Origin of the sequence: Bradyrhizobium sp. th-b2, assembly GCF_000426785.1 — a bacterium.
GTDB lineage: Bacteria > Pseudomonadota > Alphaproteobacteria > Rhizobiales > Xanthobacteraceae > Bradyrhizobium > Bradyrhizobium septentrionale.
The window spans coordinates 65290-74871 of the sequence record NZ_AUGA01000043.1 but is presented as its reverse complement, the minus strand read 5'-3'; the positions used below and the strand labels follow the sequence as shown (position 1 = coordinate 74871).

Annotated in this window: 25 protein-coding genes; 1 reads left to right on the top strand and 24 read right to left on the bottom strand. The window is 61.0% G+C overall.

Going from position 1 to position 9582, the window contains the following annotated elements; all coding sequences use genetic code 11:
• From K359_RS64770 to K359_RS0134960, 21 genes are all read right to left on the bottom strand, one after another.
• On the bottom strand, positions 1–316 hold a 316-nt coding region (locus tag K359_RS64770), incomplete at its 3' end, for an acyltransferase (RefSeq protein ID WP_245284811.1).
• A 410-nt stretch (positions 317–726) separates the two neighbouring features.
• The gene (locus K359_RS0135060) at positions 727–1194 is read right to left on the bottom strand and encodes a hypothetical protein (protein ID WP_156928824.1); all 468 of its coding nucleotides are present in this window, start codon (positions 1192–1194) and stop codon (positions 727–729) included.
• A 93-nt stretch (positions 1195–1287) separates the two neighbouring features.
• Positions 1288–1452: a hypothetical protein gene (locus tag K359_RS61880; RefSeq protein ID WP_156928823.1), complete on the bottom strand. Its 165-nt coding sequence runs from the start codon at positions 1450–1452 to the stop codon at positions 1288–1290.
• Complete coding sequence (locus K359_RS0135050; protein ID WP_029083455.1) at positions 1449–1706, bottom strand: hypothetical protein; 258 nt, start codon at positions 1704–1706, stop codon at positions 1449–1451. Before K359_RS0135050 ends, K359_RS61880 begins: the two co-directional genes overlap by 4 nt.
• On the bottom strand, positions 1703–1927 hold the full coding sequence (locus K359_RS0135045; protein WP_035977652.1) for a hypothetical protein: 225 nt from the start codon (positions 1925–1927) through the stop codon (positions 1703–1705). Before K359_RS0135045 ends, K359_RS0135050 begins: the two co-directional genes overlap by 4 nt.
• The gene (locus K359_RS0135040) at positions 1920–2177 is read right to left on the bottom strand and encodes a hypothetical protein (protein ID WP_029083453.1); all 258 of its coding nucleotides are present in this window, start codon (positions 2175–2177) and stop codon (positions 1920–1922) included. The genes K359_RS0135045 and K359_RS0135040 overlap by 8 nt, the downstream gene beginning before the upstream one ends.
• A 3-nt stretch (positions 2178–2180) precedes the next feature.
• A complete protein-coding gene (locus tag K359_RS61875; RefSeq protein ID WP_156928822.1) occupies positions 2181–2354 on the bottom strand; it encodes a hypothetical protein in 174 nt (57 codons plus the stop codon).
• Entirely contained in the window at positions 2354–2677 is a 324-nt protein-coding gene (locus K359_RS0135030; RefSeq protein WP_029083452.1) for a hypothetical protein, read from the bottom strand. The genes K359_RS61875 and K359_RS0135030 overlap by 1 nt, the downstream gene beginning before the upstream one ends.
• A gap of 1 nt (position 2678) precedes the next feature.
• Positions 2679–2816, bottom strand: coding sequence for a hypothetical protein (locus K359_RS61870; protein ID WP_156928821.1), 138 nt, complete (start codon positions 2814–2816; stop codon positions 2679–2681).
• 85 nt (positions 2817–2901) lie between these two features.
• Positions 2902–3156 (bottom strand): hypothetical protein, encoded by a 255-nt coding sequence (locus K359_RS0135020; protein WP_029083451.1) that lies wholly within the window; start codon positions 3154–3156, stop codon positions 2902–2904.
• Positions 3157–3471: 315 nt separating this feature from the next.
• On the bottom strand, positions 3472–3657 hold the full coding sequence (locus tag K359_RS0135015) for a hypothetical protein (RefSeq protein ID WP_029083450.1): 186 nt from the start codon (positions 3655–3657) through the stop codon (positions 3472–3474).
• 533 nt (positions 3658–4190) lie between these two features.
• Positions 4191–4364, bottom strand: a complete 174-nt coding sequence (locus tag K359_RS61865; protein ID WP_156928820.1) for a hypothetical protein — start codon at positions 4362–4364, stop codon at positions 4191–4193.
• On the bottom strand, positions 4364–4561 hold the full coding sequence (locus K359_RS0135000; protein WP_029083449.1) for a hypothetical protein: 198 nt from the start codon (positions 4559–4561) through the stop codon (positions 4364–4366). The genes K359_RS61865 and K359_RS0135000 overlap by 1 nt, the downstream gene beginning before the upstream one ends.
• Complete coding sequence (locus tag K359_RS0134995; RefSeq protein WP_029083448.1) at positions 4558–4812, bottom strand: hypothetical protein; 255 nt, start codon at positions 4810–4812, stop codon at positions 4558–4560. Before K359_RS0134995 ends, K359_RS0135000 begins: the two co-directional genes overlap by 4 nt.
• On the bottom strand, positions 4809–4991 hold the full coding sequence (locus K359_RS0134990; RefSeq protein WP_156928819.1) for a hypothetical protein: 183 nt from the start codon (positions 4989–4991) through the stop codon (positions 4809–4811). Before K359_RS0134990 ends, K359_RS0134995 begins: the two co-directional genes overlap by 4 nt.
• A complete protein-coding gene (locus K359_RS0134985) occupies positions 4984–5253 on the bottom strand; it encodes a hypothetical protein (RefSeq protein ID WP_029083446.1) in 270 nt (89 codons plus the stop codon). Before K359_RS0134985 ends, K359_RS0134990 begins: the two co-directional genes overlap by 8 nt.
• Complete coding sequence (locus K359_RS0134980; protein WP_029083445.1) at positions 5253–5468, bottom strand: hypothetical protein; 216 nt, start codon at positions 5466–5468, stop codon at positions 5253–5255. Before K359_RS0134980 ends, K359_RS0134985 begins: the two co-directional genes overlap by 1 nt.
• Positions 5468–5821, bottom strand: coding sequence for a hypothetical protein (locus tag K359_RS0134975; protein WP_029083444.1), 354 nt, complete (start codon positions 5819–5821; stop codon positions 5468–5470). Before K359_RS0134975 ends, K359_RS0134980 begins: the two co-directional genes overlap by 1 nt.
• Entirely contained in the window at positions 5818–6222 is a 405-nt protein-coding gene (locus K359_RS0134970) for a hypothetical protein (protein WP_029083443.1), read from the bottom strand. Before K359_RS0134970 ends, K359_RS0134975 begins: the two co-directional genes overlap by 4 nt.
• 1 nt (position 6223) lies before the next feature.
• Positions 6224–6688: a hypothetical protein gene (locus K359_RS61860; protein ID WP_156928818.1), complete on the bottom strand. Its 465-nt coding sequence runs from the start codon at positions 6686–6688 to the stop codon at positions 6224–6226.
• Between the two features lie 7 nt (positions 6689–6695).
• A complete protein-coding gene (locus K359_RS0134960) occupies positions 6696–6896 on the bottom strand; it encodes a hypothetical protein (protein ID WP_029083441.1) in 201 nt (66 codons plus the stop codon).
• Between the two features lie 282 nt (positions 6897–7178).
• On the opposite strand from K359_RS0134960, the gene K359_RS0134955 reads away from it, so the two are divergent.
• On the top strand, positions 7179–7409 hold the full coding sequence (locus K359_RS0134955) for a hypothetical protein (RefSeq protein ID WP_029083440.1): 231 nt from the start codon (positions 7179–7181) through the stop codon (positions 7407–7409).
• Positions 7410–7686: 277 nt separating this feature from the next.
• On the opposite strand, the gene K359_RS0134950 is transcribed toward K359_RS0134955, so the two are convergent.
• The 3 genes from K359_RS0134950 to K359_RS0134935 all read right to left on the bottom strand — a co-directional run bounded on the left by K359_RS0134950 (position 7687) and on the right by K359_RS0134935 (position 9399).
• Positions 7687–7977 (bottom strand): hypothetical protein, encoded by a 291-nt coding sequence (locus tag K359_RS0134950; protein ID WP_029083439.1) that lies wholly within the window; start codon positions 7975–7977, stop codon positions 7687–7689.
• A gap of 633 nt (positions 7978–8610) precedes the next feature.
• Entirely contained in the window at positions 8611–8835 is a 225-nt protein-coding gene (locus tag K359_RS0134940; protein WP_029083437.1) for a hypothetical protein, read from the bottom strand.
• A 30-nt stretch (positions 8836–8865) separates the two neighbouring features.
• A complete protein-coding gene (locus tag K359_RS0134935) occupies positions 8866–9399 on the bottom strand; it encodes a hypothetical protein (RefSeq protein ID WP_029083436.1) in 534 nt (177 codons plus the stop codon).
• Positions 9400–9582 lie beyond the last annotated feature (183 nt).

Sequence of the window (9582 nt, the reverse complement as noted above, 5' to 3'; positions counted from 1 at the left end):
TAAAAAACTCCGTGACACTAAAATTGAATAATGCGGCAGCCACAGGCGCATAGAATCGTCCGAGTACAGCCACAACGAAGCCCAACAAGGAGCCAATTACGACCAGCGGATGCAGTCGTATCAGACGCCGTTTAATAAGTTCTGTGGGTGACAATTCTACGCGAGAAGGGTCGTAGGCAAATGCCATTACATACCCTGACAAGCAAAAGAAAAAATCTACAGCGAGATAACCGCGAGGAATCCAGTTCTGAGGACCGAACTGAAAGGGTTCATAAAAGTGTAAAAAGGCGACGCAGATGGCAGCAATTCCCCGCATGCCGTCAAGAATGCTCAGTCGCGCGACCTCTTTTGGCAGCCAGCGACCCGGGGTCTTCGGGAAAGGCGTTGGGGGGCGGTAAATTCGGGAGGTCGTAGTTGGATTTGGATTTGAGCATCGCGTTCGACATGTAAGATTCTGCGATTCTATTAACGCATCTGTCGCATTTTCTTTGCATATAATTGCGTATACTTGCATATGCTTTGCATATACCGTGTGCCGCTACACGGTCTGAGCACCGTCAGTTCTGATGCGCCCGATCACATTCGAGCAGGCCAAGGCTCGATACCCGCACCGCTTCACCGTGGAGCATGTGCCGGCCTGGACGCGGGAGCGTCCGTGCAATCAGGGCGGGACCGCGACTTGGTTCTCGCTTGCGGGGGTGAGGTCGTACTTCTCGCCGAGCCACTTCACGAACTCGGCCGGCGTCTCGCCCAGCTCGAAGGACTGACGCATGCGCTCGCCGCCATCGTCGTTGACCAGGCCTTCGTAGGCCACTGTTTCCTGGCCTCGCCCTTGCAGTCGTCCTCGAAGCGCAGCCAGGCAAACTCCTGCGCCACCAGCTGGGCGGCGCTATGCGGATCGATCAGCTCGCCGCCCATGTAGACGTAGTCGCCCCGGTACATCGACGCCTTGCCATCATTGCAGACGGCATGCTTCAGCATGGCCGGGATCACCTCCCAGTCGTACGACCACCAGCTGAAGAACTCCGCGTCGTTCGCAGTCAGGATGTCGTAGATCTCCAGGCACCACAGCCCGAGAACGATCGACTGCGAGCGCATCTCGGCCGATCCACACTCCTCACGCATCTCGATCCATTCGACCCGAATGGCTGCAAGCGAGTTGGGGTGCTTCTCGCCGCTTTTCGAGCTTGGCAACCTACGCCTCGGTGCCGAGTGTCCACTCATTGAGACACTCCCAGACACAGAGCGCGGCCTCCACCTGCACCGCGGTGTAGGTCTCAGCCTGCTTTATCTTCTTCCTTTGCCATTGTTGATTTCCTCGAGAAGTTTCGCTCCATCGCTGCGCAGGCAGTTCATGTCGATGCGGCACGGGATGCCGTGGTGCTCTTGCACCGGGTTGACGAAAGCCTGGACGATGCCGAGCAGGCGCTGTGCGTATTCCTGAGAGATCATCGGTGGCCGATGGTCCACTTCGCGCTGTCGCGATATTGCTCGTAGAGCGGCTTCAGCGATGGCGCGATGCTCATGTCCACCATGTCATGGTGGCCGCAACACCAGCTGTCGTTCGGATAGCGGGAGATGCATGCCAGCTTGCCACTGTCGGTCTCGTTGTCGTTGAGGACACCGTCGAGCAGGTGGATGTCTTCCTTGATGCCGCAGTAGGAGCAGTGGCAGGCATCTTCAGGATTGTGCTTGAACGTCATCATCCGGCGGTCCTCGCGTTGATCTTCTCCTGGATTTCCTTCGCGACGCCGACCCAGGCATGACCGCTGATCAGCGGCGTATCCATTTTCTGCGGGTCCTCCTTCGCGACCATGCCGGACCACTTGTCGAGCGCATCGAGAACGAACAGCTGCGTCATTGCGCCGAACTGGCTGTGCTCCATCAGATCACGGACGAACTGAACGTTGGTCTTGGCCTTAGCCATTTGGAAGCTCCGGATGGATGCAGGCCTGGATGGACTCCGAGATCGTGAGCGGACGGTCGGACTTAAAGAAGCGATTGCCATCGCTGATGTAAGCGTGGAACGTCGGCGCGAGCTTGTTGTGGATCTCGCATACACGGTGGCTCACCGGCTCTCCCATCTGGAAGCCGCGTCCGGTCTGCATTGCGGGAGGAACAACGCCGAGCGCGTCGTAGTAGGTCTCTTCGTCGATCAGTTTCCAGATCACGTTCATGGCTCAGTCCTGTGGGAAGAGGAGGGCGACCGCCTCCAGCTGCGAACACATGGTGTGGTGGCCGACGTAGTTGCCGGCTTGCCAGCACCACCAGTGAGGGGTGAAGGCGAGATATGGGCATCTATCGTCGCCTTCGAGGCCGGCGAGGTAACCGGCTTCATAGATGTCGTGCGGCATCAGCTGAACTCGTAGAAGGCGACGGGGTGACCTTCGGGATCCAGCTGCTTGCGATCCGACCAGGCTATGCGGTCGTGCTTCTTGCGCGCGACCATCGTCTTGAAGTCGTCGATCGAGACGATGCAGCCGTACTCGCCCTTGATCTCGCGCCCTTGCAGATGCTCGAACCACTCCTTGGCGGTCGTCAGCGTCAGCTTCTCGTCTTCGTAGCCATGGAACAGGAAGGCCCAGCCGGCGCTGCTCTTGCCGATGTGGATGGCGGGATCGCTGCATCCACAGGTCGGGCAGAACGGGGCCGGCGTCGCGTAGTAGTTCGTTCCCATGTCAGTCCATCCATTTGTTGAAGTGGCGGTACACGCTGACGACAGAGACGGCCTCCATCTGGCGCTTGTGCTCTTCAGGGTGATCCTTCTCGCTGATCACATTCTGCGTCGCGAGATCGACGACGATGTTGAGCTGCATCCTGGGTCTTCATTCGTCGCTTTGGCATTTTGCGTTTGCCTTCATGCAATGAACAAGGCGCACCTCGGGCGTGAATTTGATCGGTTCAGTTGTTCAGACCAGCGTACTTGCTCTGGTCATCCCAGGAAGCGTCCCACACGGCCCGCATCTGGTTGCCGTTCTCCATGACGGTGACACGCTGCACGCGGTCGCTATAGCTGATGCCGTTGCGATAGAAATCCCGCGCATCCATGAACGATTGGAAATCGTGAATGCCCCAGGATCCATTGGCGAAGAGGATGACCACCTGGAACGGGCTCGGCTTGTTCGAGCGAGAGAGCGATGCATACGGGTCGGTCATTAGGTCACCTCAAGAATTGCACCAGCGGATTGGTTTGCCTGCCGCTGGTCAGGCTGTGCGTCCGGTCGCTCGCGGCTTCACCGGTCCAAAAAACTCAGTCGTCGTACTCATCCGGGTTCACAGTGGGGGTCGATTACTTCTTCATGGCCATACTCCTGGTCTCGGGGTCTCTGTCACCCGACCGATCACTCGATCGCGATGAAGTAGTGCCACACGCCTCGCACTTGCCGGCGCCAGCATCGGGAATTGGCGAAGCCGCCATTGAGGTACCAGTCACGCTTTTTGGTGCGGCGGAATGAGTGAGCCCGGTCCTCATCACATGACTCCCACGCCCTCGCCGTCCTCGTCGAAGACGGCCACGTACCACCAGCCGTCCGACGCCTGTTGCGCGACGTAGGTCCATTCCGGATCGCCGTCGCGGTTCGCCTTGGCGACCGCTTCAGCATCGGCGTGATTGCGCCATTTGGTCTGATTGTTCTCGACGATCCGCGTGACTGTCATGATGGTCCTCGTTGATGCTCTTATGTGAGCGCGGTGGACATCCGATTTGGCAGCTACCGGCGTATACAGCCGGGCTTGCTTGCTGTGGTTGAGGATGACCGCGCTCGCATAAGAGCAGGGGATGGCCGGATAGCGCCGGCCTCGCCACTGCGTTTGGGTCGCAGCAACCTATGAGCGGTGTCCCGTTTCTCCGGGCCGCAAACTTTTCATCATGGTCATGGGTGGCCATCATCGCCAGGCGCGGACGAAATGCCGAAGCTAGGCCGTTTGAAAGTGCGAGACGGGATGAAACCGCTACTCGCCTCGTCCTGCGGGATTTTCCCCTGCCTTTGTGTGCAGACCCACTTCAACCACACACGGGACCTCATCGGCGAAAGATGGTCAGCATCGGCCTCTTTCACCTTCGCGAAAGACTCACTGGCATCCACCCGCCGCGGCCATCAATCGCCCAGCGGTTGGTCCGCCAGTAGAGATCGGACTCAGCGCACACACGCTCGCCGGCCCTGATGCCGGCCTGAAACTGCTCGAAGGTCTCAGGCATGACGTCCCTCCACCAGCAGCTTGCGATGCAGGTGCAGGTAGACCCGGCTCATCATGCGGTAGATGCGCCGCGCCGTGCGGTTGTCCGCCGCAGCGCGCCACATACGGGACAGCTTGCGGTGCAGCCGATCGGCATCGAAGGAGTCCAGCTTGTTCAGCGTGACCATCACAGCCTCCAATGCTGGGCGCGAGCCCGAGCCTCGTCGCGGTTGTCGTTGGCGATCGACGTCTCGACATAGTCGTTCGCGTCGATGCAGCCGATGAAGTCTTCGTCGATGTCGACCTGCATGTTCGCCAGCGGCAGCGAGCATGGCAGGCGGGCGGCGGCGTTGTAGGCTGCCTGGGTCTTTGCGGTCAGGATCACGTGATGAGCCCTTGTTCCTTGGCGAGGTTGTGGAGGCGAGCGAACTCGATGACCTTGTAGATGTCCTCGAACTCCGCTTGCCGTTCCTGTTGGATGACGATGTCGTCATCCTTCTTGGCTTCGCGCCAGCCATCCCGCCAGTCGGAGGCCTCGTAGGTGCCAGGCGAATAGGGGTTGTGGACGTCCGGATCGCCGCCACGATAGAAGGCTTGGCGACCTTCTCGGCGCCGACGTGATGGCCCGCCGCTCATGCTGCCTTGTCCTTCTTCTCGGCGTGTTCCAGCTCAGACTCGGCGCGCAACCACTTCTTGCGGTCCTCGTCGCGGACGATGGATTCGCCCTGGCTGGTGCCGACGATCTGCCCGACGAACGACCCTTTCGAGCCGACGCGGGCAGACTTCACCCAGTCCTTGTCCTTGAACTTAGGCACGACCGGCCTCACACCACGGCCGGTCCAGGGCTCGGACCATGCCTGGCGACGTGAAGGCGACGAAGGTGTCGAACTCCATGCAGCGGGCAGCGGTCGCGCGGTTGACGACGTAGTGCCGGCCGCTGTCGTCCTTGAACTCGAACGCATCCATCCCGCTCTCGCAGAACGCCCGCGTCAGCCTCGCGGCACGGTGCTGGCTCTCGATGATGGTCGGATCGGTCTGGAACGGATCGGCCGGGTGGAACGGAAGTGACGTCAGCATCAGCGCCTCCCGACGTGCAGGGTGGTGGTTTCAGGGGTGACGAAGGCACGGATGCCGTTCGCCAGTGCGACGTCGTCGACGCCTTGGTCGATCAACTTCTCGGCGTGGTCCCAGACCCGATTGATCGAGGTCATGGGGATCAGGATGCCGGTCACGGCACGCTGGATGCGGTCGTCGATGGCCGCCTGCTGCTTCTTGGTGCGTTTCTTCGCCATCACACCGGCTCCAGCATCTGCTTGCGCCAGTCGTGGTCGGCTTCGATCTTCTCGCCCTTGAGGGTCCAGAAGCCAACCATGAGGATGTCGTCACCCTCCGACTTGTGCTTCGGGTGGTGCGCCTTGCAGTAGGTGCGCCACTCGTCGAGATCGAGCTTGACGATGTCGTGGTAGCCCTCGTCGTGACCGGCAGCGAATTGCTCGGCCATCTCCTTTGGGGTGAACTTCACGCCATCGCCGTCCGGCTCATAGCTGATGACTTCGCCGGTCTCGGCGTTGACGATCAGGTCGCCGTAGGTGCCGTGGAACTCCAGAGCTGCCGATGCCTTCGGCTTCTTCTTGGCGCGGCTCATGGCGCGACCCTTTCCATGTTGAGTTCCTCGCGGGACTTCGCGAGGTCGATGCCGATGTCGAGGCACATCAGGATTGCCTCGTGCGGGGTCTTGCTCGGGATGCGGACGCAGGCGTCGTTGATGTTGACGTAGCTGCGCTTGGTGGTCATCTTCTCGGCCGCTTCGCGCAGGATCTGCGATGTCTCGTCGTAGTGGTCGTTCTTCTCCCACTGACCGAAGACGTTGAGCTGGACACCGGCCGCCAGAGCTACCGCACCGTCTGCACAGAAGCAGACTGCGGTCGTTGATCGGATCGTGACCGGATCGCCGGACGCATCGCGGGCAAGGGTGCCCTGCGTCCAGTTGGCGGGGTCGGCGATGATCGCTCTGGCGGCGGCAATCGTCTCGGAAATCTTGGGCATGTCAGGCCTCCTTGGCCTTGCGGTCGCGGACCAGCTCGATCGCCCTGGCATCGAGCTTGTGGTCGTAGGCGACGTTGTCGAGATGGTCAGCCAGCTCGGAGTAGCGCCACCGCGGCCCGCTCCAGCACTGCTCGTTGTCGTGGGTGCTCTGAAGGTTCTTCAGCAGCATCCGGTGATCAGCCCACCACGCCGGGATGCGGTCGCTGTAGTGGTTGATCATGGCCTTGACGTCGGAGCCGTCCGTGAAGCGCTCCGGATCGTCCATTTCGGGGATATAGGCCGCGTCAGGCAGGAAGTGTCCGGCGACGCAGGTGCGACCATCGGCTGAGCGATAGAGACAATCCGGGTGCCTGGCACCGTGTCGGATCGTTACGCCCGCCGAGGGGCCCGGCGAAGTTGCGAAGTATCGACAGGCCTCGTCGAACACTTCCTGCGCGGAGGGGGGATGATCGAAAACGTGGGGCATGGTTCCGTCACTTTCTGGTGGCGACGTAGCGGATGAGCAGCGCCACGAGCTGGGAGCATTCGTCCTCACAGAGGGCGAACGAGAGTTCGCCTTCCGGGCGCTGCACGGTGAGACGCAGCGTGTAGGGACCGGGGTTGGCCACGATCCGGACAGAGCCGGTGCAGATCGCTTCCGGCTCGTTGAGTGGCGTCGGCGGGAGGAGGTCCATGGCTCACCAGTTCGGTTGGAGGTGCATGGAGATGCGCAGCCGCCACAGCTCGATGATGGCGCAGTGCCTCTCGCTCCAAATTGCCACGCGCCTCGCCGGCCAGGTGCAGGCAGCCCACGATGAGCGGCTTCGCACCAATGGACGTTGCGGATGGTGGCTTGCTCGGCGGCCGAGACCTTGATCTTGCGACCGCGATAGTCGGGGAACGTGGCCGAGATGATCTGGCCGACGTCCTTGCGGGAGACGGGGACTGCATCGACCGCTCCTCAGAACTGGTAGACGTTGTTCTGGGTGACGATCAGCCGCCGCTCGAAGTCGACCGAGCGCAGCGCTGAGGTGATGGTCACCTCGCCGGGTTGCGCCGCCGTGCTTGTCGTGCGCCTCGCCCATCTCGACGCGGGTACGGATGTTCCCGGAGATCGGCATCTGGTTGATCGGCGTACCGAGCGCGTCGGTGAAGCCGAGAAGCTTGCAGGTGAACATCCGCATTGGCTCGTCCTTCGTTTGCAGTGATTTGCAGTCAGGCAACGAAGAAAGCAAGTGCAAATTTGCTGTTCCTCGCAAAAATGTGGAGGTGACTGGGGGAGGGCTCGAACCTCCGGCACGTCGCGTTGTCCAGCGTCGATGCTGGCAATCCCATCAAAGGGCGCCGCCTCTCCGTTCCCGGTTCCTTGGGGAGCCCAGTCGCTGTTGGAGGGGTAACCCCTTGATTTCCGTTTGCATTTGTGCTAGAAAATGCAAGCGGGATTTTCAGGTCAGCGGTGCTGATGTACCGCGATCGAGCCCCGAATTAGGGCTTCGGAAATTCCAGAATAATTCCCGAAATCGGGGCGGCCGGGGGATTTTCCGGACCCCGATTTCGAATTTCGAAGGCCGCCTCCAGCTCCTCGGTCGTCGCAATGACGATCACGTCAGAGGAGCCCCGGGTGAAGAGCACTCGGAAGGCTTCGGCCAGGATCGCCGCCTGCTTGGGCGTCCGGTCAGACCGTTTGTGACAGGTGCTGTAGAGCACCCTCAAGCGGTCACGCATCGCCTCGGTCGCTGGAACGCCGAGAGCCAGAAACATCTGAAATTCAGCCATAACTCAGCCGTCCTCCATTCGCGGGCCGCCGGACAGGCACACCCTCACGATTGAGATCCAATAGGTTGAGAAGAGACAGGGAGAGGAGAGACTGGCCAGTGATTGAGCCTTGTCTCGGGTCCTCGCCAGAAGCCGGCCTAACGCACCAGAAACAGCGCATCAGGCCGGCAATCGCACGCAACAGCACCAAATTCACACGCAAACAGCATGGGGGCCGTCGCGTCGAACGCAGTCAGCGCATAAAAGGCAAATTCAATTCCAGCGCTTCAAAGTGACGAACGAGACCCTCAAGACACAATATCTAGTGCAAAGAGGGCTCAAAATGGTATCTCAGTCCGCAAAAACCGGGTCTGAGAACCCGCAAAACGGGGTTCATACACTATATCTGGTGCGCGGGCCTATCTACCGAGGCCCTTCAACTGCATGATTTGCATTTCGAGACCAGACGACGCTGCCTTTCTGGCCATGGTCCAGCCGGCGTATGCAAACGCTGCGAGGAAGAGGATCGAGGCGGGGCTCGGGATAATGATCGAGGGCAGTCTTCTCATGGTGGTACTCCTGTAGGCTGCGGGTTGGTCCCTGTTGATCGCCATCCGGGCTGGTAGTTGGGTGGCCCGGCTCACCGAATTGCATTCAAGCAAACCCGTGGGCGCGCCGAACCGTGACGTCGAGCGGCATGGTGGCCCGCATGCGGGAGCCTGTGATCACCGCGTCCTCGAGGTCGTCGGTGTAATAGGCGGAGGGTTCGGCGTCGCGGTACGCCAGCTCGGCGTAGGCCACGCGGAACTCGCGATCCCGCTTGGAGATCTTCATGCCGGACATGGCCAGGCGCTGACGCGCCTCGGTGAGGCTCATCATGGGTCTGCTCGGAGGTGTTGAGGGTTGGGGTTACTTCCGCGGATTGGACGACAGGCCGTAAGCGGCGATCGCCATGGTCTTGCGGAACGGGTTGGTGGTAACGACGCCGACCTGCCGGCCGGTGTCGTCGACGACGGAGTAGGAGCGCTTGCGGATGCCGTAGTCGGGCAGATCGCAGTCGTCGCTCACGGCGTAGGGATCGCGGCCCTTGCGCTTCTTGGGAGCCTCACGGCGGATGCGTGACGGGGGCGCCGGATCGTGGATCGACTTCGGCTCATAGTGGCCGGTCTTGCCCAGCGGATCGGGGGTGACGTTGTCGTCGTCCATGGCCTCGAAGCGCTTGAACTGCGCCCAGTCGGCAGCGGACTGCAGATCGGCCTTAGACAGGCGGGTGTGCATGGGCTGCGCAGCCTTGGGGGCGGGGGCGTAGTTGCCAGCCAGCCAGTCGGAGGCGTTCTCGCGCTTGGCGTCATAGTCGATCTGGCGCTGCTCGCGGATCACCCGACGTTCCGCCTCAGTCATGATCTGGCGCGCAGTGGGGCGTTCGATGTAGCGCTTGGCCATCGCAAAAATCTCTCAAGATAGGGGTGGGGGGGCGCTCCCGCGGAGCGGTATTCGGATTTTGTCGAGACCCGCACGATTCTGGAAAATCCGGGGGTCCGGAGAAAAGCCGAAAAAAGGCCAGCCGAAGTCCCCCGGGAGATGATCCCGGAGGGCTTCAGGCCGGTGATGGCGTGGGGGTAGGAG